Annotated in this window: 20 protein-coding genes and 3 pseudogenes; 6 read left to right on the top strand and 17 right to left on the bottom strand. The window is 52.6% G+C overall.

Annotated features, from left to right (window positions below):
- Nucleotides 1–25: 25 nt before the first annotated feature.
- Nucleotides 26–2740: a magnesium-translocating P-type ATPase gene (gene mgtA, locus J4728_RS09995; RefSeq protein ID WP_208211692.1), complete on the top strand. Its 2715-nt coding sequence runs from the start codon at nt 26–28 to the stop codon at nt 2738–2740.
- A gap of 115 nt (nt 2741–2855) precedes the next feature.
- Here the strand turns inward: mgtA and J4728_RS09990 are convergent, their stop codons facing one another.
- From J4728_RS09990 to pyrL, 5 genes are all read right to left on the bottom strand, one after another.
- The gene (locus tag J4728_RS09990) at nt 2856–3302 is read right to left on the bottom strand and encodes a transposase (protein ID WP_000251086.1); all 447 of its coding nucleotides are present in this window, start codon (nt 3300–3302) and stop codon (nt 2856–2858) included.
- Between the two features lie 74 nt (nt 3303–3376).
- The gene (gene ridA / locus J4728_RS09985; RefSeq protein WP_000047544.1) at nt 3377–3763 is read right to left on the bottom strand and encodes a 2-iminobutanoate/2-iminopropanoate deaminase; all 387 of its coding nucleotides are present in this window, start codon (nt 3761–3763) and stop codon (nt 3377–3379) included.
- A 76-nt stretch (nt 3764–3839) separates the two neighbouring features.
- Entirely contained in the window at nt 3840–4301 is a 462-nt protein-coding gene (pyrI, locus tag J4728_RS09980) for an aspartate carbamoyltransferase regulatory subunit (RefSeq protein WP_000148566.1), read from the bottom strand.
- A 12-nt stretch (nt 4302–4313) separates the two neighbouring features.
- A complete protein-coding gene (gene pyrB / locus J4728_RS09975) occupies nt 4314–5249 on the bottom strand; it encodes an aspartate carbamoyltransferase (protein WP_000013055.1) in 936 nt (311 codons plus the stop codon).
- Between the two features lie 35 nt (nt 5250–5284).
- Nucleotides 5285–5386, bottom strand: a complete 102-nt coding sequence (pyrL, locus tag J4728_RS09970; protein WP_208211691.1) for a pyr operon leader peptide — start codon at nt 5384–5386, stop codon at nt 5285–5287.
- On the opposite strand from pyrL, the pseudogene J4728_RS09965 reads away from it, so the two are divergent.
- Nucleotides 5366–5507, top strand: a pseudogene (locus J4728_RS09965) (hypothetical protein). The gene pyrL and the pseudogene J4728_RS09965 sit on opposite strands and share 21 nt — an antisense overlap.
- Here the strand turns inward: J4728_RS09965 and J4728_RS09960 are convergent.
- The 5 genes from J4728_RS09960 to arcA all read right to left on the bottom strand — a co-directional run bounded on the left by J4728_RS09960 (nt 5477) and on the right by arcA (nt 10890).
- Nucleotides 5477–5965 (bottom strand): arginine repressor, encoded by a 489-nt coding sequence (locus tag J4728_RS09960; RefSeq protein ID WP_000666051.1) that lies wholly within the window; start codon nt 5963–5965, stop codon nt 5477–5479. The pseudogene J4728_RS09965 and the gene J4728_RS09960 overlap by 31 nt on opposite strands.
- Before the next feature lie 186 nt (nt 5966–6151).
- Nucleotides 6152–7555 (bottom strand): YfcC family protein, encoded by a 1404-nt coding sequence (locus J4728_RS09955; protein WP_208211690.1) that lies wholly within the window; start codon nt 7553–7555, stop codon nt 6152–6154.
- Between the two features lie 55 nt (nt 7556–7610).
- On the bottom strand, nt 7611–8615 hold the full coding sequence (gene argF, locus J4728_RS09950; protein WP_000237031.1) for an ornithine carbamoyltransferase: 1005 nt from the start codon (nt 8613–8615) through the stop codon (nt 7611–7613).
- A gap of 111 nt (nt 8616–8726) precedes the next feature.
- Nucleotides 8727–9659, bottom strand: a complete 933-nt coding sequence (gene arcC, locus J4728_RS09945; protein ID WP_000428751.1) for a carbamate kinase — start codon at nt 9657–9659, stop codon at nt 8727–8729.
- Nucleotides 9660–9669: 10 nt separating this feature from the next.
- Nucleotides 9670–10890, bottom strand: a complete 1221-nt coding sequence (gene arcA / locus J4728_RS09940) for an arginine deiminase (RefSeq protein ID WP_000410846.1) — start codon at nt 10888–10890, stop codon at nt 9670–9672.
- 675 nt (nt 10891–11565) lie between these two features.
- Here arcA and J4728_RS09935 point away from each other — a divergent pair.
- The gene (locus tag J4728_RS09935) at nt 11566–12018 is read left to right on the top strand and encodes a YhcH/YjgK/YiaL family protein (RefSeq protein ID WP_000583451.1); all 453 of its coding nucleotides are present in this window, start codon (nt 11566–11568) and stop codon (nt 12016–12018) included.
- 73 nt (nt 12019–12091) lie between these two features.
- Here J4728_RS09935 and argF (J4728_RS09930) read toward each other — a convergent pair whose 3' ends face one another.
- Nucleotides 12092–13096: an ornithine carbamoyltransferase gene (gene argF / locus J4728_RS09930; RefSeq protein WP_000103041.1), complete on the bottom strand. Its 1005-nt coding sequence runs from the start codon at nt 13094–13096 to the stop codon at nt 12092–12094.
- Complete coding sequence (locus tag J4728_RS24290; protein WP_409587750.1) at nt 13066–13140, bottom strand: hypothetical protein; 75 nt, start codon at nt 13138–13140, stop codon at nt 13066–13068. Before J4728_RS24290 ends, argF (J4728_RS09930) begins: the two co-directional genes overlap by 31 nt.
- Before the next feature lie 121 nt (nt 13141–13261).
- Here J4728_RS24290 and rraB point away from each other — a divergent pair, with 121 nt between their 5' ends.
- Both rraB and miaE read left to right on the top strand, forming a co-directional pair.
- A complete protein-coding gene (gene rraB / locus J4728_RS09925) occupies nt 13262–13678 on the top strand; it encodes a ribonuclease E inhibitor RraB (RefSeq protein ID WP_000002940.1) in 417 nt (138 codons plus the stop codon).
- Between the two features lie 11 nt (nt 13679–13689).
- Nucleotides 13690–14501: pseudogene (gene miaE, locus J4728_RS09920) on the top strand (tRNA isopentenyl-2-thiomethyl-A-37 hydroxylase MiaE).
- A gap of 233 nt (nt 14502–14734) precedes the next feature.
- Here miaE and J4728_RS09915 read toward each other — a convergent pair.
- Nucleotides 14735–15224, bottom strand: a pseudogene (locus J4728_RS09915) (DUF3617 domain-containing protein).
- A gap of 106 nt (nt 15225–15330) precedes the next feature.
- Nucleotides 15331–15834: a GNAT family N-acetyltransferase gene (locus tag J4728_RS09910; RefSeq protein ID WP_001519079.1), complete on the bottom strand. Its 504-nt coding sequence runs from the start codon at nt 15832–15834 to the stop codon at nt 15331–15333.
- Nucleotides 15835–16028: 194 nt separating this feature from the next.
- On the opposite strand from J4728_RS09910, the gene J4728_RS09905 reads away from it, so the two are divergent.
- Nucleotides 16029–17216, top strand: coding sequence for a YjgN family protein (locus tag J4728_RS09905; RefSeq protein WP_208211689.1), 1188 nt, complete (start codon nt 16029–16031; stop codon nt 17214–17216).
- 141 nt (nt 17217–17357) lie between these two features.
- Here J4728_RS09905 and J4728_RS09900 read toward each other — a convergent pair whose 3' ends face one another.
- The 3 genes from J4728_RS09900 to pepA all read right to left on the bottom strand — a co-directional run bounded on the left by J4728_RS09900 (nt 17358) and on the right by pepA (nt 22304).
- Complete coding sequence (locus tag J4728_RS09900) at nt 17358–20213, bottom strand: valine--tRNA ligase (protein WP_208211688.1); 2856 nt, start codon at nt 20211–20213, stop codon at nt 17358–17360.
- Nucleotides 20213–20656, bottom strand: coding sequence for a DNA polymerase III subunit chi (gene holC, locus J4728_RS09895; protein ID WP_001523689.1), 444 nt, complete (start codon nt 20654–20656; stop codon nt 20213–20215). Before holC ends, J4728_RS09900 begins: the two co-directional genes overlap by 1 nt.
- A 136-nt stretch (nt 20657–20792) precedes the next feature.
- The gene (gene pepA, locus J4728_RS09890) at nt 20793–22304 is read right to left on the bottom strand and encodes a leucyl aminopeptidase (protein WP_000397158.1); all 1512 of its coding nucleotides are present in this window, start codon (nt 22302–22304) and stop codon (nt 20793–20795) included.
- Nucleotides 22305–22514: the final 210 nt, after the last annotated feature.

The following is a 22514-nucleotide window of genomic DNA, read 5'->3' as shown; positions in this document are numbered from 1 at the left end:
TGACTTCGGCGCGGAGGGATTACCTATGCTAAAAACCATTACCCGCCAGCTTTTTGCCCGGCTTAATCGTCATTTGCCTTATCGTCTGGTTCACCGCGATCCGCTGCCCGGCGCGCAGACCGCGGTAAATGCGACTATCCCGCCTTCGCTGAGCGAGCGCTGTCTGAAAGTCGCGGCAATGGAGCAGGAGACTCTCTGGCGCGTTTTTGATACGCACCCGGAGGGATTAAACGCTGCCGAGGTGACGCGCGCGCGTGAAAAGCATGGCGAAAACCGCCTTCCGGCACAGAAACCCTCGCCGTGGTGGGTGCATCTGTGGGTATGTTATCGCAATCCTTTCAACATCTTACTCACGATTCTTGGCGGCATTTCTTATGCCACGGAGGATCTGTTTGCCGCAGGCGTTATCGCCCTGATGGTCGGTATCTCAACGCTGCTGAATTTTGTGCAGGAAGCGCGCTCGACAAAAGCGGCGGACGCGCTAAAAGCGATGGTGAGCAATACCGCTACCGTACTGCGGGTTATTAATGAAAATGGCGAAAACGCCTGGCTGGAATTGCCCATCGATCAACTGGTGCCCGGCGATATTATTAAGCTGGCGGCGGGGGATATGATCCCGGCGGATTTACGGATTATCCAGGCGCGCGATCTGTTTGTCGCCCAGGCGTCGCTGACCGGCGAATCTCTGCCAGTCGAGAAAGTCGCCGCGACGCGTGAGCCCCGGCAAAATAACCCGCTTGAGTGCGACACGCTGTGCTTTATGGGGACGAACGTCGTGAGCGGAACGGCGCAGGCCGTGGTGATGGCGACCGGCGCCGACACCTGGTTTGGTCAATTGGCGGGGCGCGTGTCGGAGCAAGATAACGAGCAGAACGCTTTCCAGAAAGGAATTAGCCGCGTCAGTATGTTGCTGATCCGTTTTATGCTGGTCATGGCGCCGGTAGTACTGATTATTAATGGTTACACGAAAGGTGACTGGTGGGAAGCGGCGTTATTTGCGCTCTCGGTCGCGGTAGGACTCACCCCGGAAATGTTGCCGATGATCGTCACCTCCACCCTCGCGCGCGGGGCGGTGAAGCTCTCGAAACAGAAAGTTATCGTGAAGCACCTTGATGCGATTCAGAACTTCGGCGCGATGGATATTCTGTGCACCGATAAAACCGGCACACTGACGCAGGATAAAATTGTGCTGGAGAATCATACGGATATCTCTGGTAAGCCCAGCGAGCATGTACTGCATTGCGCCTGGCTGAACAGCCATTATCAGACCGGTCTAAAAAATTTACTGGATACGGCAGTCCTGGAGGGAGTAGACGAAACCGCCGCGCGTCAGCTCTCCGGACGCTGGCAGAAAATCGATGAGATTCCGTTTGATTTTGAGCGTCGCCGGATGTCGGTGGTGGTGGTGGTGGCCGAAGATTCGAGCGTGCATCAACTGGTCTGCAAAGGCGCGTTACAGGAGATCCTGAACGTGTGTACTCAGGTGCGCCACAACGGCGATATTGTGCCGCTGGACGACAATATGCTGCGCCGGGTGAAACGCGTTACCGACACGCTGAACCGTCAGGGGCTACGCGTGGTCGCCGTCGCGACCAAATACTTGCCTGCACGTGAGGGCGATTACCAGCGTATCGATGAATCTGACCTGATCCTGGAAGGGTATATTGCTTTTCTCGATCCGCCGAAAGAGACCACCGCGCCGGCGCTGAAAGCGCTGAAGGCGAGCGGAATTACGGTGAAAATTCTCACCGGCGACAGCGAGCTGGTAGCGGCGAAAGTTTGCCATGAGGTTGGGCTGGATGCGGGTGATGTCGTTATTGGCAGTGATATTGAAGGGTTAAGCGACGACGCGCTGGCGGCGCTGGCCGCCCGTACGACGTTGTTTGCGCGTCTGACGCCGATGCATAAAGAGCGCATCGTCACTTTGCTCAAACGCGAGGGGCATGTGGTCGGTTTTATGGGCGACGGGATTAATGATGCCCCGGCGTTGCGGGCGGCGGATATTGGTATCTCGGTAGATGGCGCGGTGGACATCGCCCGTGAAGCCGCCGATATTATTCTGCTGGAAAAGAGCCTGATGGTGCTGGAAGAAGGCGTCATTGAAGGTCGTCGTACTTTTTCTAATATGTTGAAATATATCAAGATGACGGCCAGCTCAAATTTCGGTAACGTGTTTAGCGTGCTGGTAGCGAGCGCCTTTTTGCCGTTCCTGCCAATGCTGCCGCTGCACTTGCTGATTCAAAACCTACTGTACGATGTATCCCAGGTGGCGATTCCGTTTGATAATGTCGATGAAGAACAAATTCAAAAGCCGCAGCGCTGGAATCCGGCGGATTTGGGGCGCTTTATGGTCTTTTTCGGTCCGATCAGCTCGATTTTCGACATTTTGACCTTTTGTCTGATGTGGTGGGTATTTCATGCGAATACGCCAGAAACGCAAACTTTGTTCCAGTCCGGCTGGTTTGTGGTGGGATTACTGTCGCAAACGCTGATTGTGCATATGATCCGTACCCGTCGTCTGCCGTTTATTCAAAGTCGCGCCGCCTGGCCGCTGATGGCGATGACATTGTTGGTGATGGTGGTGGGAGTTTCGTTGCCGTTTTCGCCCCTGGCGTCTTACCTGCAGTTGCAGGCGCTGCCGTTAAGCTATTTCCCGTGGCTGATTGCTATTCTGGCGGGCTATATGACGTTAACCCAGTTGGTGAAAGGGTTTTACAGCAGACGTTATGGCTGGCAGTAAACACTTTCGTCGGGGATTCGCCAGCGTGCTTAATCCCCGATATCGCTAACCAGGCCAGATGCCCGTAAAGCTCGACAAGTTTTACGCGATCGGCTTTATATTTAAATTTCAGGGCTTATTCAAGCAGCTGTAGAATGCTATATGCAGGAATAAAAAAGAGAAATGTCCAGCTAAGTTTGTAAAATACATTCTCTGCTCCCGAGCCAGAACGAGAGGAGGAGATGTCCCACCGCCGGATATGTTTTGCGGATATGCGACGAAAGCGGCGAATATAGCTAATGCAATAAACTAAGTAAGGAGGAATCGCTAAGGCGGCAGTGGGTTTAGGAAACATAAGGGTAAGCAATATGGCTGCGACAATGAAGCATAAAAAGACTATCTTCGCGGTAGATTCTATCTGTTTTAATTCCTGGCGTATGCTTTCAGCATGTTTCTCCTGCCAGCGACGGAGCGTGCTGTTGCTAAATCCATATTCTTCGCATAACGCCTTATTCGGCACGCCGTTTTTAGACTGTTGCAGAAAATCGGCGATTTGCTCCTCGGTAAAACGCGCTCTTACCATTGCCGCCTCTCCATGGCTGTTGGTACCCCGAACCGGGCAAACTTGCGCCGCCCGGCGGGGATGACGTCCGGCGCTTAGCGACGAACAGCGATCGCTTCAATCTCAATTTTCACGTCTTTCGGCAGGCGGGCAACTTCCACGCAGGAACGCGCCGGGAAGGTGGCGTTGTGCTCGGTGAAGAAGGCTTCGTAGGTGGCGTTGACGGTCGCGAAATCGTTCAGGTCTTTCACGAATACGGTCGTTTTCACAATGTCGCCTACTTTCAGGCCAGCGGCTTCCACGATAGCTTTAACGTTTTCCAGCGACTGACGTGCCTGAGCGGATACGTCTTCCGCTACGGCACCGGTTTTCGGATCGACCGGGATCTGACCGGAAGTGATTACCATGCTACCCAGGTCTACGCCCTGTACGTAAGGGCCGATTGCTGCTGGTGCATTTTCCGTCGCAATAGTTTTGCTCATGATTTCTCCTGAATTACAGCGGTAATAGAATGTCCCCGCTCATTATAGGGAGCCGGGATCTCATAACCAACCCCCATTAGTTGGCCAGCACCACATTATGCGAAAACTCTTTTTCACAGTATTTGCATTTGAGGGCGATATCATTGGCGCGTTTTTTCACTGCAAAGCTGGAGGATACCGGTTCCGCGTGGCTGATGCAGTTGCTGTTCGGGCAAACCAGCACATTATTAATACGCTCTGGCAGGCTGGGGCGTGATTTCCCGACTACGTCGTAGTTGTCGATGCGGTTAACGGTGGCCTGCGGCGCGTACAGAGCAAGTTGGTTAACCTGCTCATCGGTGAGAAAGGTGTTTTCTATTTTGATTAAGTCTTTACGCCCCATCTCGCCAGACGGGAGATTCAGACCGATAGTGATTCGCTGATCGGTCTCGGTCAATTTAAACAGACTCAGCAGTTTAAAGCCTACCTGCGCAGGGATATGGTCAATCACGGTGCCGCATTTAATGGCTTCAACCTGCAGTTTGTTATCGTGTGTCATCGCTTTTCTCCCTTACAGACTCAGTTCGCTATTCAGTACCAACGCCAGTAACGCCTGGCGAGCGAAAATACCGTTGCCCGCCTGTTGGAAGTACCAGGCGTGTGGCGTTTTATCCACATCCGTGGTGATTTCATCAATCCGCGGCAGCGGGTGCAGCACTTTCATATTTTCACGCGCGCCGTTCAGGTCGCTGGCGCGCAGAACAAACTGCGCCTTCACATTGGCGTACTCCGACGGGTCGAGACGCTCTTTCTGTACGCGAGTCATATAGAGGATGTCGACGTCGGCCATGACCTCTTCAATAGAACCATGCAGGCTCCAGGCCATCCCTTTTTCATCAAGCATATCCAGAATGTACTGCGGCATCGCCAGCGCGTCCGGCGCGATAAAATAAAAACGGTTGCCGCTAAATTTCGCCAGCGCCTGGGTTAGCGAATGCACGGTGCGGCCATATTTCAGATCGCCGACCATCGCGATATGCAGGTTATCCAGACGGCCCTGCGTTTCCTGGATGGTGAACAGATCCAACAGGGTCTGTGTCGGATGCTGGTTCGAACCGTCGCCCGCATTGAGCACCGGCACCTGACCGGAAAACTCCGTCGCCAGACGTGCCGCGCCTTCTTGCGGATGGCGCATCACAATCGCGTCCACGTAAGTGCTAATCACTGAGATCGTGTCGGCTAACGTTTCTCCTTTTTTCCCCAGCGACGTGTTGGCGCTGTCGGAGAAGCCCACTACGCTGGCGCCCAGGCGATGCATTGAAGTTTCAAACGACAGGCGGGTACGCGTGGAGGCTTCGAAAAAGCAGCTGGCGATCACTTTATGTTTCAAAAGCTCCGGCTGCGGGTTGGCTTTTAATTTCGCCGCCGTCGCCAGTACCAGATTAAGATCGTCGCGGCTGAGGTCGTTTATGGAAATGATATGTTTTTGATATAGCGGGTTAGCCATGTTTATCTCCTGACGCCTGGGCAAAAAAAAGCCCCTCAATTGAGGGGCTTGGTATTGGTTTTCAACGGAAAGAAAAACGGCAGGCCTGCGTCTTTTTCCAGACGCGGTAAGACAGAATGTCGTACACACTGAACCATGCTTCCTCCCGGCAAATTGTCCGCGATTATACTCAGCTCTGTTTTGGGATCAAGCGAATTAATGCATGATTTACTCATCGCAAACGGTTCTTATGAATTTAAATTCATTTTAAGCAAATAATTAATTTGTTTGTGTACCAGCGCCGTACGCTGAACGACCCGCGGTGCGACCCAGACAATACTGCTACCGGCAACGACGCCGAGAATTTCCGGCAATGCGTGGTAATCCAGAATTCTCGCGACGGCGCGACCATAACCTGCCGCCGTATGGATAAGGATAAATTCGCTATTATGTTCAACGCTCACGACCATTTCGGCTATTGAACGTCCGGCATCCGGCGAAGGTCGCCGCTGGGGATTTACGGAATAAATCTTTTGTCCCTTCGTATTTCTGATTTTTATTGCGCCCAGCAGCTTGAGCAGGCGCGAAACCGTAGACTGGCTGATACCTTCAAATCCCTCATTTTGTAAATCGCGGCGAATCTCCTCCTGGGACAGGTAACTTTTTTCACTAATCAGGCGCTGACAAACCGCCAGTTGCTGTTGTTCTTTGGCGGAGTAATCATCGTATTCCTTCATAAATGCACCTTATCTTTATTATTAATATCAACGGACTGGCGAAATTCATCACATTTGTCACATCGATTGCGGATCAATCGGGCGGTTTTGCAGGAAAATGAGAAGCCGATCAAAAAAGGTGACGGCGTGCCTGATGGCGCTGTGCTTATCAGTCCTGTCGGATAAGACGCGTCGCCATCTGGCTCGTTACATCATCGCTCCGATGCTCAGTACCGCCATATTCAGCAATGTCAGGATCAGCAACAGCGGCGCGACCCATTTCAGATAGCGGACATAGGGAACCCGCGCGATTGCCAGACCGCCCATGACCACGGCGGAGGTGGGAGTAACCAGATTCACAATCCCGGAGGCCGACTGGTAGGCGGTTACGACCAAATCCCGCTGTACGTGGGCAAAATCCGCTAACGGCGCCATAATGGGCATTGTCAATACGGCAAGACCGGAAGAGGAGGGCACCAGGAAGGAGAGCAATACTTCCAGCCAGTAGGTTACGTTTATGAAAATAGTGGTAGAGAGGCCGGAAACCAGACTTTCCGCGCTGTGCAAAATGGTGTGGGTAATCATACCGTTATCCATGACCACCACAATGCCGCGCGCGATACCAATAATTAGCGCCACGCCGAGCAAATCCCGCGCGCCGTCAATAAAGGTACTGGTGAACGCTTCCTCACCCATCCGCGTTATCACGCCAACGATAATCGCCGCCGCCAGAAAAACGCCGGAGATTTCCGCCATCCACCAGCCGAGAACCGCCACGCCGTAAATCATCACCGCGAAAGAGGCGGCGAAGATCAGCAGCACCCATTTCCGGGTAGCCGTAAAGTCCAGCAGAGTATTGGCGCGATTGCCGAGAAAATGGGCGCGATTTTCCGCCATTTTATCCGCCACGATAGAAAGCTCAGGATGGGCGCGGACTTTGCGCGCATAGCGCATTACCCAAAACACGCACAGTACGTAGCCGACAATTAACAGCAGTACGCGCATCAGCATTCCCTGAGTAAAAGGGATGCCGGCGGCGTTGGCGGCAATGACCGTGGCGAAAGGGTTAATGGTCGAACCGAGCGTGCCTATCCCCGCGCCGAGCAGTACGGTTGCCGCGGCCACTAACGGATCGAAGCGGGCCGCCATCATAACCGGCACCAGCAGCGTGTAGAAGGGCAACGACTCCTCCGCCATGCCATAGATAGTGCCGCCTGCGGCGAACAGCGCCATCAGAATGGGGATCATCCACTCATCTTTGCCGTTGAGTTTGGCTGTTACCCGTTCAATACCGGCATCAATCGCCCCCGTTTTATTCACCACTCCCAGAAAGCCGCCGATAATCAAGACAAACAGCGCGACGTCAATGGCGCCAGCGGTGTAGGTTTCGTGGTTATAGAGGCCGTCAATCGGCGCCAGTAAAACAGCGGTAATCCCTTGCGGATGCGCGTCCACAGGGGCATACGTTCCCGCCACCGGCACCTCTTTTCCCAGCGTGGCGTTCATCGCCATTTGGTATTTTCCCGCCGGCACAATCCAGGTCATCACCGCGACCAGGGCAATAAGAATAAACAGGATGGTATAAGCGGTGGGAAATTTAAATTTACCCATGATGTTCTCTCCTGATATCACGGATATGCGCCGCGAGGGCGCATATCCTGTGGGATTAGTCGCCGAGCGTCGCCACCATGACTGCTTTGATGGTGTGCATCCGGTTTTCCGCTTCATCGAAGACTATCGAGCCTGCGGACTCGAACACCTCTTCCGTGACCTCCAGTCCTTTCAGGCCGTAAGCCATTTCGATTTCGCGTCCCACTTTGGTGTGCTCGTTATGGAAGGCGGGCAGGCAGTGCATAAACTTCACATCAGGATTACCGGTAGCGTTTACCACCTGCTGGTTGACCTGATATGGCGTCATCAGACTGACGCGCTCCGCCCAGGCTTCTTTGGGCTCTCCCATCGAGACCCAGACGTCGGTATAGAGGAAATCCACACCGTGAACGCCATCTTCAACGCTCTCCGTTAAGGTGATACGAGCGCCGGTAACGCTGGCGATTTCCCGGCACTGCGCGACCAGCGCGGCATCAGGCCAGAAGGACTTTGGCGCTATCAGGCGGATATCCATGCCCATCTTCGCCGCGCCCACCATCAGCGAGTTGCCCATGTTGTTGCGCGCGTCGCCCAGGTAGGCGAAGCTCAGTTCCGGCAGCGTTTTACCCGGCGCGTGTTCCAGCATGGTCATCAGATCGGCCAGGATCTGTGTGGGGTGAAATTCATCGGTCAGGCCGTTCCAGACGGGAACGCCCGCGTATTCCCCTAGTTCTTCCACAATGTGTTGACCAAAACCGCGATATTCGATGCCGTCATACATCCGCCCCAGGACGCGAGCAGTATCTTTCATGGACTCTTTATGGCCGATCTGCGAGCCGCTTGGGCCGAGATAAGTCACCTGCGCGCCCTGGTCGAACGCGGCGACTTCAAACGCGCATCGGGTGCGGGTAGAGGTTTTTTCAAAAATCAGCGCGATGTTTTTGCCGATCAGTGTTTGCTTTTCGCATCCGGCTTTTTTTGCGGCTTTCAGCTCAATAGCCAGATCGATGAGGTGTTGGATTTCCGCCGGGGTGTAGTCAAGCAGCTTCAAAAAGTTACGATTTTTCAGTGAAATAACCATTACAATATCCTTGTTAAAATGAATTGCCTGATGGCGCTGCGCTTATCCGGCCCACGGTTATGCGCGCTCTGTAGGCCGAATAAGGCGGAAGCCGCCATCCGGTAAAAAGCCTTATGCGTCAACGTCGGCGGTTTCACACCGAATCAAAGTACCTTTCTCGCCCGCGAGAATGGCTTGCCCATCCGCCAGCGAGCCGATTCCGGCAATGCCGCGGCAATGGCTGACAAACTCAGCGCAGGCGGTCACTTTCGGGCCCATCGAACCGGCGTCGAACTGCATTTCACGAAGCAGCTCCGGCGTAACCTGCGCCAGCGGGCGTTGGGTGGGCTTGCCCCAGTCGAGATACACCGCGTCGGCATCGGTCAGAATGAGCAGCGCGTCGGCGTGAATTTGGCTGGCAAGCAGGGCGGCGGACAGATCTTTGTCGATCACCGCCTCGATACCGTGGTAGCCATCGGCTTTTTCCACGACCGGCACGCCGCCGCCGCCGTTACAGATAACCAGGTGATCGCGGCTAATCAGCGCGCGGATGGCATCGTTTTCCACAATGCGTTTCGGCTGCGGGGAGGGCACAACGCGGCGGAAGGCGTTACCGTCGGCTTTGAATACCCAGCCCTTTTCTGCCTGTAACGCACGGGCTTGCGCTTCGTCGTAAATCGGTCCGATATATTTGGTTGGATTGAGGAATGCCGGGTCGTTGGCATCGACTTCGACCTGGGTGAGCAGGACGCTGATTTCACGCTCCGGCAGATGATTCTTCAGCGCCTGTTGCAGCATGTAGCCAATCATGCCCTGGCTTTCCGCACCGAGAATATCGAGCGGGTAGGGCGTAACGTTAGCGTAGGCGCTATTTTGTAGCGCCAGCAGTCCTACCTGTGGGCCGTTGCCGTGCACTAACACCACGCGCCATTGCCGCGTAAGCTGGGCGATGGTTCTGGCCGCCAGTTCGATATTTTTACGCTGAATATCAGCCTCCAGCGGTTCGCCGCGTTTGAGCAGCGCATTGCCGCCCAGCGCGACGACCAGTGTGCGTTTGTTTTCCATAACGTCTCCTTTAAATACCATCGCGTTCCAGTGGACAGCTCATGCAGCGTGCGCCCCCGCGCCCGCGACCCAGTTCATCGCCGGGAATGGGAAGGACGGTAATGCCGGCTTTGTCGTATTTTTCGTTGGTCCAGATGTTGCGCTCATAGCCCACCACCACGCCGGGACGCAGGGTGAGCACGTTATTGGCGTCATTCCACTGTTCGCGCTCAGCTTCAAATGCGTCGCCGCCAGTGGTGATTAAGCGCACCTGATCGATGCCAAGCGCTGTTTCAAGAGCATGAACCAGCGTGCTCTCCTGGGTTCGTTTCAGACCGCCGCGTCCGTCTGGCGTCAGCGTCCAGCACTGAACGTCCGGGCGAACGACTTCCGGATAGACGGAGAAGGTGTCGATATCAATGTGGGTCATGACGGTGTCAAGGTGCATACAGGAGCGATGTTTTGGCAGTTCAACGGCAATGACGCGTTCCGCCTGACGATGTTTAAACAATGCCTGCGCCAGGAACTCGACGCCCTGCGGCGTAGTACGTTCAGACATACCGATCAACACCGCGCCGCGGCCAATCACCAGCACATCGCCGCCCTCTAAAGTGGCGTGGTCGTAATTAATGTCCTCGTCGCCGAAATATTTAATGAAATCACCGCCTGCGAATTGAGGATGCCAGCGATAAATAGCACGTAAATTATTTGTTTCACGTTGGCGTGCAGGTTTCGCCATGGGGTTAATTGAGACGCCGTTATATATCCAGCAGGACGTGTCACGGGTAAATAGGTGATTCGGTAATGGCTTCATAATAAAGTCATTAATATCGTGAGTATCGACCACCATATTTTTTATGGAGGCGGGGATTTCGCCGTAAGTTAAACCGCCGCTTAAATGGCGAGCCAGTTCACGGTGCGGCATATCCGCCAGCCAGGCGCGAATATCTGCGGCAAAGGTGGGCCCAAGGCGATAATCGGAAATTTGCGTGTCCAGTAGCCAGGCTTTAGCGTCAGCCACATCCAGCGTTTGGGTGAGCAGGTCGGTTAACAGCAACACTTCTATCCCTTGCTGGCGCAGCGTGTTGGCAAAAATGTCATGCTCTTCGCCAGCGCGCTCTACGGATAATACATCGTCAAAAAGTAATTCCTGACAATTTGAAGGGGTAAGTCTTTTTAGGCTGAGATTGGGCCGATGCAACATTACGCTGCGTAATTGACCGATTTCAGAACCGACAAAATGCTTTTCCATCATTATACCTTTTACATAATTTCAAGAATAAAGAAGGAGTGGCTGCAAATATTTAGCGTGCTTGCAGTCGCGGCGTTTCAGTTAAATTCGGGAGCAATGATTGAATTTTATTTGGGTTGTTAATGTGATGAGATTCACATCAATCAAGGAGTGCTATTTTTCTTACTTAATATATGAGCCGGGTCAGAGAAATTCAAAAAACAATAAGGCATTAAATGAATTACTACGCAGCTATATGGTTTGTTATTTTTTTATTGTTAATTATTTGTTTGTTGTATTGAATGATATTTAAATCTTAACTCATTGAAAATAAAATAATTATTTTTAATGGTTGCATAACTATGCGTGAGGGGGGTTTTATTATCGGGGATATTTAAATAATTTAAAAATAACTATGGATAGAGAAGTCATTTATGCAGGGAGAGCGAATTGTGATCGCTAAAACGTTTTTATGTTAACGCCTTTAATATCAAAGCGTTGTTAGTGATGGCAATTTGGCGCCGCTGGGGTTTATGCATAGGTACTTCATAAAGTTGGGCGAACTATTAACAATATATAAACACCGCTGGCGATAAACATGCGCTGGCGCAAAATCGATGAGAGTAAGGGTAGTATGGCAGCCATTTTTCTCGTATAAAGAGAAAAATAAAACGCTGTTTTAACTAAGGGGATGCGATGATTATTGGCAATATTGAACATCTGGAGGCCTGGCTGCCGACGGCGTTACGGCAGGCGATTGAGCACGTCAATGCGCATGTCACGGCAACGACCGCGCCAGGTAAGTATGACATTGACGGCGATAGGCTGTTTTATATGATTTCTGAAAATATGACGGAGCCGGGCGAATCGCGCAGCGCAGAGTATCACGCCCGTTATCTTGATATTCAGATTGTGCTACAAGGTCAGGAAGGGATGGCATTCAGCACCCAGCCTGCGGGAACGCCGCACACGGACTGGCTGGCGGATAAAGACATTGCATTTTTACCGACGAGCGTCGACGAGAAAACCGTCGTCCTGAACGAAGGCGACTTTGTGGTGTTTTATCCCGGCGAAGTGCATAAGCCCCTGTGCGCGGTGGGAGAACCGGCGCGGGTACGTAAAGCGGTTGTGAAAATGCTGATGGCGTAATATTTTGTGCCGGATGGCGGCGCCTGCACGTTGCGATCTTGTAGGCCAACCGCCATCCGGCATCATCACGACATTATTTAGACAGCGTCGCTACCATTACTGCTTTGATGGTATGCATTCGGTTTTCCGCTTCATCAAAGACAATGCTGGCCGCAGACTCAAAAACCTCGTCGGTCACCTCCATCCCGCCATGTAAACCGTACTCTTCGGCCATTTTTTTGCCGAGCGTGGTTTCGTCATCATGGAACGCAGGCAGACAATGCAGGAACTTAACCTGCGGATTGCCGGTTAACGCCATCATCTGGCTGTTGACCTGATAATCACGCAGCAGGGCAATACGCTCCGCCCATTTCTCTTTGGGTTCGCCCATAGAGACCCAAACATCGGTATAGATAAAATCCGCGCCTTTTACGCCTGAGGCGATATCTTCGGTCAGGGTGATGGCGCCGCCGTTCTTTTTCGCCATGGCGCTGCACTCCGCCACTAACGCGGCTTGCGGCCAGCAGGCTTTTGGCGCGACCAGACGGAGATCCAATCCTGTTAACGCGGCGGCTTCCAGCATGGAGTTACCCATGTTATTACGCGCGTCTCCGGCATAGACCAACGTCATCTCGTTAAAGGCTTTACCCGGCAGATGTTCCTGCATGGTGAGCAGATCCGCCAGTAATTGCGTTGGGTGATACTCATCGGTTAAACCGTTCCATACCGGCACACCGGAATATTCAGCCAGCGTTTCGACGATCTCCTGGCCATATCCTCGATACTGAATACCGTCAAACATCCGGCCCAGGACGCGGGCAGTATCTTTGATGGACTCTTTATGGCCGATCTGGCTCCCGCTGGAACCCAGGTACGTCACGCGCGCCCCCTGATCGTATGCGGCAACTTCGAAAGAGCATCGTGTCCGGGTCGAGTCTTTTTCGAAGATGAGCGCAATATTCTTACCCACCAGCTTTTGTTCTTCTTTACCGTTTTTCTTATCGGCTTTCAGTTTGGCGGCAAGCTGCAACAAAGCAGTGAGTTCGCTGGCGGTGAAATCAAGTAACTTTAAAAAAGGTTTTTGGTAAAACGTAGACATACTTCCCTCACATGGCTTAGGCCTCTTATTGAATTAAAATTCACTTTATATGGATGATTATTCGTTTGCAACCCTGTTTGATAAAACTTTTCTCGATAAGGTGGAGGCAACGTCGGCGGTATGTGACAATAAGAGTATCGGCAGGATATCTATGAGGAACGAGCTATGGCAAACCCGGAATTACTGGAAGAGCAGCGTGAAGAAACGCGGTTAATTATTGAAGAGTTACTTGAGGACGGCAGCGATCCGGATGCGCTGTACACTATCGAGCATCACCTTTCCGCTGACGATTTCGAAACGTTGGAAAAAGCCGCGGTAGAAGCCTTTAAACTCGGCTATGAAGTGACGGAGCCGGAAGAGCTGGAAGTGGAAGAGGGCGATACGGTTATTTGTTGCGACATCCTCAGCGAGTGCGCGTTGAACGCCGAACTCATCGACGCTCAGGTTGAGCAACTGATGAACCTGGCGGAAAAATATGATGTTGAATACGACGGCTGGGGAACCTATTTTGAAGACCCTAATGGCGAAGAGGGTGATGACGACGATTATGTCGATGAAGATGACGACGGCGTGCGTCACTAAAGCTGCATAGTATGACGGTACGGCAGCGTCTGCTGTCGTATTTTTTTACAGGTTACGTATGAATTACCCGCAAATACTCTCTCCGGTGCTTAATTTCCTGCATTGCCCGACGCCGCAGGCGTGGATTGTCCAGGCCCGCGATCCGCAAAATCTTCCTCTTCTGCTTACCGATCACTTGATCTGCGAACTGAAGGCTGCGCAAACCGCGTTGCTGTTGGTGCGTAAATATGTCGCCGATAAATCGGGCGCCGACGCGCTGCTCGCCTGGCTGCAACCTTACGAGGCGTTCGCGTTTCGTCAGGGGCCGGAGCCGGATTTTGTTGCCCTGCATAGACAGATTAGCAAAAGCGCCATGCCGCAAACTGATGACCCCTGGGGTCGTCAGCTTATCGACCGTATGGTGTTATTGATTAAAGAGGAGTTGCACCATTTTTGGCAGGTACGCGAGGTCATGCAGGCCAGAAACATTCCTTATGTGAAAATCACCGCCAGCCGCTACGCGAAAGGAATGTTGAAAGCGGTACGCACGCACGAACCGCTCACCTTAATTGATAAGCTGATTTGCGGGGCGTATATCGAAGCCCGCTCCTGCGAACGTTTTGCCGCTCTGGCGCCCTGGCTGGATGAGGATTTACAGACGTTTTATCTCTCGCTTCTGCGCTCCGAAGCGCGGCATTATCAGGATTACCTGGCGCTGGCGCAGCAGATTTCCGCCGAGGACATTTCTGCGCGCGTGCGCTATTTTGGCGAGGTGGAAGCTGACCTTATCTTGTCGCCAGACCGCGAGTTTCGTTTTCATAGCGGCGTGCCAGCCGCCGGATAAAGGGTAAAATTAAAGATTAGCGTTTTTATCTTTTACGCTGTCGCCACCTGCGTGGTCATCCGCCCGGCATCAAACTGCTGGCGAGCAGGAAAAGTCATTTTCATGATATTCTGTCCTGAGTAAAGCCTGCCCTGCGGCAGGCAAAAAGAACTCACTCAGTGTTATATTCCCGAAAGGTGACCGTGAACAATGCCATTTTTGCATCATCACTACGGGTTCTTGTGTTGAAATAGTTACTGTTTCACGCCTTTTGACGCTTCAGAGCAGGTCTTGCCAACAAAGGTTTGTTTAATTTTGTTGATGGAGGTTGTTTTATTACCTCCTGCATCGACATCCGATTTCATGGTCATCGCAAATTCTGTATCGCTTATTTTCGTCGTTTCTACAATAGAGTGCGATTTGACATCAGGATTATTACAGACAGTCTCATTGATCAGTTTGGTATCCGTACTTTCTACAAATGTTGTCGTGCAACCGCCTGCACTGGTAGAAAACCCCTTCACCATTTTTTTAGAATCTTCAGACATTTTAGGGGTATAACACATAAGCGTCGCTATGCCCGAATTTTTTTTCATCCATTAATACTTCTTTTGTATCTGGATTGATGGTGCGCATTTCTATATTTTCCATTTTCCATTCGCCGGGCTGTATATCTAATGCATATACATTAGAGATACTAATAAACATAGCGGGGAAAACAATTGCTGATAATAGGCGTTTCATTTATAACTTCCTTGAATAATAAGTGATTCCCGGATAACAGGATGTTTCCGGGATTACTTATATCAGCAAAAATAATACCTGGCGAGGATAAATAAACGCCTGGTTTTCAGAGATCCTTTAACATCCTCACTTCGCAATCGACATGTCCGGTGCAGCCGAGCGGTTCGCTAATATGTTCAAATCCTAAACGTTCGTATAGCGCAATCGCCTCGCGTAAAAAAGCCGTTGTTTCCAGATAGCAGCGTTTAAAACCCTGTTCACGGGCATGATCCAGCGCCATCAGCGCCAGCTTTTTCGCCAGCCCCTGACCACGAATCACCGGTAAAAAATACATTTTTTGCAGTTCACAAATGTCTGGTTCGCTACAGGATAACGGCGCCACGCCGCCGCCGCCCACCACACAACCGTTTTGCTCTACCACCCAGTAGGCCGCGCCCGGTTGGCTATAAACCTGATACAGTTCATCCAGATTGGGGTCGGCAACGGTATAACCTTTATCGGCGGTAAGTCCGTATTCCGCTGAAACCTGACGGATGACACGGGCAATAGCGGCATTGTCGGCGGTAGTGATTCGGCGCACCGTGAGCGTTGGCGAGGCGACATTATTCATAATATGGCTCAATTTTTAAAATTTATTTATAGATTACTTTAATACCACCGTCTTGAGTTACGCGCAAGGAGATCCTGAATCAGACAAAATAAAAGGCGGAAAAATTAAACAAAAATAGTATCGTAGTCAAATCAGTAACAATTTACTGGTTTTTATTATTAATTCTAATAGATTGTAATTCAGGGATATGATTCATGAATAACGTTATCAGTAGTAAAGATAACCATAATCACACGTTGGTGTTTACAGGCAAGGGCGGAAAGTATTTTGTTATTTGCCTTGTGAATTTCTTGTTGACGTGTATCACGTTGGGAATCTATGCGCCGTGGGTGATGGTGAAATGTCGACGTTATATTTATACTAATATGACGCTAAACAATCAGCCTTTTGCTTACAAAGCCACGGGCGGCGCATTATTTATTAGTGTGTTGTTAGTTTTTATTATTTATATTGTTAGCCTCTCTCTTATTGAACACGGTCATCCCGGTCTCGGTTTTACGCTATTCGGCTTATTAATTGCGATTATTCCTTTTATGGCGGTGAAAGGATTACAGTATCAGGCGATGATGACTTCGCTTAATGGCGTACATTTTGGATTTCAGTGTTCCATGCGGCGCGCCTGGTGGTACATGTTCGCTCTCCCGGTACTCCTGATGGTGGCGCTTTATATTGTTCTTTATATTATCTCACTGGTAACCATCGCCGTCGGCGGTTTAGTGTTCAATATCGTTTTTCTCGGTTTGCTGGCTATTATTGGGATAGGGGTCATTAACGGTATTACCTACAGCAAATGGATGACCTTGTTTGGCAATGGCGCAAACTTTGGCATTCATCGTTTCTCGATTCAGGTTAATGTTAAAACGTGCATCAGAGGGTGCGTGTTGGCAATGTTGACCCTTTTCCCTTTTGCTGTCGTGATTGGTTATCTAATCGCGCCGGTGTTCACCGACATGATTCTTTTGAGTATGATGGGGAATGCGCAGGCAGGAGGGGCGCTTATTCTGCAATATTATGGCCAGATAATGGCATGTTATTTCCTCTATTTTCTCGCGATTATTGTGGTAACCAGTTACTTATATGTGGCGTTACGCAACCTGTTTTTAAACAATTTGTCACTGGCGAACGATTCGATTCGTTTTCATTCCTCTGTCACTGCACACGGTATGCTGTGGCGGTTACTGGTGGTGTTTGTGATTTCCGGCGTGACCTTAGGGCTGGCTTATCCGTGGTTGAAAATTTGGCTGGTGAGCTGGCTGGCGCAGAATACACAGGTCCAGGGCGATCTGGATTCGCTTGAGTTAACCAATGATGAGAAGCCGCTGGAAAACAGCCTGCTAATGTGGATTTCTCGTGGCATCATGCCTTACTTCCCGTTTATCTGATGTAAAAAGGCCGACGTTTACGTCGGCCCATAATTCATGTTGTCGGATGGCGGCGTGAATGCCTTATCCGGCCTACCGATCGCGCCATGTCAATAAGCGAACGTGTAGGCCTGGTAAGCGAAGCGCCATCAGGCTTTCAGATTACAGCGCGCTAATAACCGCCTGCTGCTCAATCAGTTTCGCTTTGGCTTCTGCGTAACCGTCCAGCTTCTCACGCTCTTTGGCAATCACCGCTTCCGGCGCACGGGCGACGAAACCTTCGTTGGACAGTTTGCCTTCGATACGGGCAATCTCGCCTTCGATTTTCGCCACTTCTTTCGCCAGACGCGCCAGCTCATCGTCTTTGTTGATGAGGCCTGCCATCGGGATCAGCAGTTCGGCGCCGTCGATGATTTTGGTCACGGAAACCGGGCCTTTGTCATCGGCTGGCAGCACGGTGATGCTTTCCAGACGCGCCAGGGTTTGCAGGAAGCTACGGTTGTCGTTAACACGACGAACGGCTTCTTCACTACAGCCGCGCAGCAGCAGTTCCAGCGGTTTGCCCGGGGCGATGTTCATTTCCGCACGAATGTTACGTACTGCGACGATCGCCTGCTTCAGCCACTCGGTATCGGCCAACGCGGCTTCATCCACCTGTGCGGCGTTATATTCCGGGAACGGCTGCAGCATGATGGTGTCGGCGGTAATACCGCAAATGACCTTCACGCGCTGCCAGATGGTTTCGGTGATGAACGGGATGATCGGGTGCGCCAGGCGCAGCAGACCTTCCAGTACGGTGACCAGCGTATGGCGGGTGCCGCGCAGTTCAGACTCGGAACCCCCGGTCATTACCGGCTTGGTCAGCTCCAGATACCAGTCGCAGAACTGGTTCCAGGTGAATTCATACAGAATGCCCGCGGCGATATCGAAGCGGAAGCTGTCCAGCGCGTCGCGGTAGGCTTTAACGGTCTGGTTGAATTCCGCCAGGATCCAGCGGTCCGCCAGCGACAGCGTCATTTCGCCGCCGTTGAAGCCGCAATCCTGCTCTTCGGTGTTCATCAGCACAAAGCGGCTGGCGTTCCACAGCTTGTTACAGAAGTTACGATAACCTTCCAGACGCTTCATATCCCAGTTGATATCGCGGCCGGTCGAGGCTAGCGCCGCCAGGGTAAAGCGCAGGGCGTCGGTGCCGTGCGGCTCAATGCCGTTCGGGAACTGCTTCTCGGTACGCTTGCGGATTTTCTCCGCCATCTGCGGCTGCATCATGTTGCCGGTGCGTTTTTCCAGCAGTTCCGGCAGGGAGATGCCGTCCACCATATCCAGCGGGTCGATAACGTTACCCTTGGATTTGGACATCTTCTGGCCTTCGTCGTCGCGAATCAGACCGGTCATGTAGACGGTATGGAACGGCACCTGCGGCTTGCCGTTTTCATCTTTGATGAAGTGCATGGTCATCATGATCATGCGGGCAATCCAGAAGAAGATGATGTCGAAGCCGGAAACCATCACGCTGGTCGGGTGGAACTGACGCAGCGCGTCGGTGTTTTCCGGCCAGCCGAGGGTAGAGAAAGTCCACAGCGCGGAGGAGAACCAGGTATCAAGAACGTCTTCGTCCTGACGAAGCTGAACGTCGGCGCCGAGGTTATTTTCCTGACGCACTTCGTCTTCGGTACGGCCAACGTAGACGTTGCCGTCGTTGTCATACCATGCCGGGATACGGTGACCCCACCACAGCTGACGAGAGATACACCAGTCCTGAATATCGCGCATCCAGGAGAAGTACATGTTTTCGTACTGCTTCGGCACGAACTGAATGTCGCCGTTCTCAACCGCTTCAACCGCCGGTTTCGCCAGCACGTCTGCACGCACATACCACTGGTCGGTGAGCATCGGTTCGATAACTACACCGCCACGGTCGCCGTAAGGGACGGTCAGATCGTGCGGTTTAATTTCTTCCAGCAGGCCGAGCGCGTCAACGGCAGCAACGATGGCCTTACGGGCAGCAAAGCGTTCCAGCTTCTGGAACTCAGCCGGAATCTCGCTGGAATAAACGTCAGACTCTTCACCTTTGGTATCGAACACTTCCGCGCTTTCGCGAATGTCGCCATCAAAGGTCAGGATGTTGATCATCGGCAGGGCGTGACGTTTCCCGACTTCATAGTCGTTAAAGTCGTGCGCCGGGGTGATCTTCACGCAGCCGGTGCCTTTTTCCATATCGGCGTGTTCGTCGCCCACAATCGGAATGCGGCGGTTAACCAGCGGCAGAATAACGAATTTGCCAATCAAATCTTTATAACGCGGATCTTCCGGGTTCACGGCCACGCCGGTATCGCCCAGTACGGTTTCCGGACGGGTGGTGGCGACAACCAGGTAATTTTTACCGTCTGCGGTTTTCGCGCCGTCGGCAAGCGGATAGCGGATGTGCCACATGGAGCCTTTGGACTCGCGGTTTTCCACTTCCAGGTCAGAGATGGCGGTGCGCAGCTTCGGGTCCCAGTTCACCAGGCGTTTGCCACGGTAAATCAGGTCTTCTTTGTACAGGCGAACAAAGACTTCTTTCACGGCATTGGAAAGGCCTTCGTCCATGGTGAAGCGCTCGCGCTCCCAGTCAACGGAGTTGCCGAGACGGCGCATCTGACGGGTAATGGTGCCGCCGGATTCCGCTTTCCACTGCCAGATTTTGTCGATAAACGCATCGCGGCCGTAGTCGTGACGGGTTTTACCTTCTTCAGCGGCAATCTTGCGCTCAACCACCATCTGGGTGGCGATCCCGGCGTGGTCGGTGCCGACCTGCCACAGGGTGTTTTTACCCTGCATACGCTGGTAACGAATCATGGTGTCCATGATGGTTTGCTGGAAAGCATGTCCCATATGCAAACTGCCGGTGACGTTCGGCGGCGGGATCATGATGCAGAAGGACTCTTTGCTTTCGTCGCCGTTAGGCTTGAAATAGCCCTGCTTTTCCCAGTGCTCGTAAAGCGGCTGTTCGATATCTTGGGGGTTATATGTCTTTTCCATTATTTCCAGGTTGCCGTATTCAGGTTAAAACCAGCCACGCGGTAGGCTTTGTAGCGTTCGCGCGCCAGTTGTTTCAAAGTTTCTTCGTAAGGGACGAAGTCTACCACTTCTGTGAAAGCGGTGGCAAAATCTGCAAAGCTTGTACGCAGGCTGATTAAAATATCGCGCGGGCTGCTGTTGCGTTTTTGCGGCCAGGCGATTTCAACCGGCGCGCCGCCGCGTGGGCCTTCGCCTGCCAGATTGTGCGGGACAAAACTTTCCGCCGGTCTTGCCCACAGCGCTTCATCCAGCCGAATGGCCTGCTTCTCATCTTCGCAGGCGATCAGCACGCGCTTGCCAGCGCGCCAACGTTCTGCGGCAATTTCACACACCAGTTGTTCAACGGCGCTTAAACCGTTGACGGTGGTGTCATTGTCCAGAAGATAGAACGTCGCATTCTTCATATATGAGGCTTCTTGTGGTGGATTTAAATGCGTTGCCATGATGCACCCCGTAGGCCGGATAAGCGTGGCGCCATCCGGCAAAACGCCTGATGGCGGCGCTAATGCGCCTTATCAGGCCTACGGGGTAATCTCAAACTTACTCTTCGCCGTTAAAGCCCGCACGATTGAGCAGGAACTGCGACAGCAGCGCTACCGGACGACCCGTCGCGCCTTTCGCTTTGCCGGAACGCCAGGCGGTACCAGCGATATCCAGGTGCGCCCAGTTGTACTTACGGGTAAAGCGCGACAGGAAGCAGCCCGCGGTGATAGCGCCGCCAGGACGACCACCAATGTTCGCCATATCCGCAAAGTTGGACTCCAGTTGTTCCTGGAACTCATCGCCCAGCGGCAGACGCCACGCGCGGTCGCCCGCTTGTTCGGACGCGCCGATCAGTTCATGTGCCAGCGGGTTGTGGTTCGACATCAGACCGGTAATGTGATGGCCCAGCGCAATCACGCAGGCGCCAGTTAGCGTCGCGACGTCAATGACGGCTTCCGGTTCGAAGCGCTCAACGTAGGTCAGCACGTCGCACAAAACCAGACGGCCTTCGGCATCGGTATTCAGCACTTCAACCGTTTGACCAGACATGGTGGTCAGTACGTCGCCCGGACGATACGCGCGTCCGCCCGGCATGTTTTCACAGCCCGCCAGTACGCCGATAACGTTAATCGGAAGCTGAAGCTCGGCGACCATACGCATCACGCCGTAAACCGCCGCCGCGCCGCACATGTCGTACTTCATCTCGTCCATCCCTTCAGATGGCTTGATGGAGATGCCGCCGGAGTCGAAGGTCAGGCCCTTACCCACCAGCACGATCGGACGCGCGTCTTCGGACGGATTGCCCTTGTACTCAATCACCGACATCAGCGATTCATTCTGCGAACCGTGGCCGACCGCCAGATAAGCGTTCATACCCAGTTCGCGCATTTGCTGTTCGCCGATCACGCGGGTGATGACATTTTTGCTGTAGCTGTCGGCCAACTGGCGCGCCTGTGACGCCAGGTAGGCGGCGTTACAGATATTGGGCGGCATGTTGCCGAGATCTTTCGCAGCCTTAATCCCGGCGGCGATGGCCAGACCGTGCTGAATGGCGCGTTCGCCGCTGGTGAGCTCACGGCGGGTCGGCACATTAAAGACCATCTTACGTAGCGGGCGGCGCGGCTCGCTCTTGTTGGTCTTGAGTTGATCAAAGCTATAAAGCGTCTCTTTGGCCGTTTCGACGGCCTGACGCACTTTCCAGTAGTTGTTGCGGCCTTTGACGTGCAGTTCGGTCAGGAAGCAGACGGCTTCCATTGAGCCGGTATCATTCAGAGTATTTATCGTTTTCTGAATAACCTGCTTATACTGACGTTCATCAAGCTCGCGCTCTTTGCCGCAACCAATGAGGAGGATTCGCTCGGAAAGAACGTTAGGAACATGGTGCAGCAACAGAGTCTGCCCCGGTTTTCCTTCCAGTTCGCCGCGACGCAGCAATGCGCTGATGTATCCGTCGCTAATTTTGTCGAGCTGTTCTGCAATCGGAGAAAGGCGACGCGGTTCAAAGACGCCCACGACAATGCAGGCACTCCGCTGTTTCTCCGGGCTACCGCTTTTTACACTGAACTCCATGCACTATGCTCCTGAATCTTAAAGACAACAGTGGTGGCTACAGCTATACTCGTCGTCTTTCAAGTTGCAGATGCGTTGGCTGCGCCTGCTCACCCCTGTCACTTACCTGATGTAAGCTCCGGGGCTCCACAGTCCTGCCGCCTGCCTGCAACTCGAAATCCATTAGAGTATAGAAATTGAAAGCTTTCGTAACTCATGTCCGCTGTTGCG

The sequence above is a fragment of the Salmonella sp. 32070601201500089SM genome (assembly GCF_017573605.1).
Classification (GTDB): domain Bacteria; phylum Pseudomonadota; class Gammaproteobacteria; order Enterobacterales; family Enterobacteriaceae; genus Salmonella; species Salmonella enterica.
The sequence above is the reverse complement of the archived record's forward strand: the minus strand, read 5'-3'. Positions and strand labels throughout refer to the sequence as shown.

Coding starts and splice junctions, on each gene's coding strand:
- holC (WP_001523689.1), bottom strand. CDS start 20,656: ATGAAGAATGCGACGTTCTATCTTCTGGACAATGACACCACCGTCAAC.
- mgtA (WP_208211692.1), top strand. CDS start 26: ATGCTAAAAACCATTACCCGCCAGCTTTTTGCCCGGCTTAATCGTCAT.
- pyrB (WP_000013055.1), bottom strand. CDS start 5,249: ATGGCTAACCCGCTATATCAAAAACATATCATTTCCATAAACGACCTC.
- J4728_RS09910 (WP_001519079.1), bottom strand. CDS start 15,834: ATGAATAATGTCGCCTCGCCAACGCTCACGGTGCGCCGAATCACTACC.
- J4728_RS09905 (WP_208211689.1), top strand. CDS start 16,029: ATGAATAACGTTATCAGTAGTAAAGATAACCATAATCACACGTTGGTG.
- pyrL (WP_208211691.1), bottom strand. CDS start 5,386: ATGGTTCAGTGTGTACGACATTCTGTCTTACCGCGTCTGGAAAAAGAC.
- J4728_RS09935 (WP_000583451.1), top strand. CDS start 11,566: ATGATTATTGGCAATATTGAACATCTGGAGGCCTGGCTGCCGACGGCG.
- arcA (WP_000410846.1), bottom strand. CDS start 10,890: ATGGAAAAGCATTTTGTCGGTTCTGAAATCGGTCAATTACGCAGCGTA.
- rraB (WP_000002940.1), top strand. CDS start 13,262: ATGGCAAACCCGGAATTACTGGAAGAGCAGCGTGAAGAAACGCGGTTA.
- argF (WP_000103041.1), bottom strand. CDS start 13,096: ATGTCTACGTTTTACCAAAAACCTTTTTTAAAGTTACTTGATTTCACC.
- arcC (WP_000428751.1), bottom strand. CDS start 9,659: ATGGAAAACAAACGCACACTGGTCGTCGCGCTGGGCGGCAATGCGCTG.
- pyrI (WP_000148566.1), bottom strand. CDS start 4,301: ATGACACACGATAACAAACTGCAGGTTGAAGCCATTAAATGCGGCACC.
- J4728_RS09960 (WP_000666051.1), bottom strand. CDS start 5,965: ATGAAGGAATACGATGATTACTCCGCCAAAGAACAACAGCAACTGGCG.
- ridA (WP_000047544.1), bottom strand. CDS start 3,763: ATGAGCAAAACTATTGCGACGGAAAATGCACCAGCAGCAATCGGCCCT.
- J4728_RS09955 (WP_208211690.1), bottom strand. CDS start 7,555: ATGGGTAAATTTAAATTTCCCACCGCTTATACCATCCTGTTTATTCTT.
- pepA (WP_000397158.1), bottom strand. CDS start 22,304: ATGGAGTTCAGTGTAAAAAGCGGTAGCCCGGAGAAACAGCGGAGTGCC.
- J4728_RS09900 (WP_208211688.1), bottom strand. CDS start 20,213: ATGGAAAAGACATATAACCCCCAAGATATCGAACAGCCGCTTTACGAG.
- J4728_RS09990 (WP_000251086.1), bottom strand. CDS start 3,302: ATGGTAAGAGCGCGTTTTACCGAGGAGCAAATCGCCGATTTTCTGCAA.
- argF (WP_000237031.1), bottom strand. CDS start 8,615: ATGGTTATTTCACTGAAAAATCGTAACTTTTTGAAGCTGCTTGACTAC.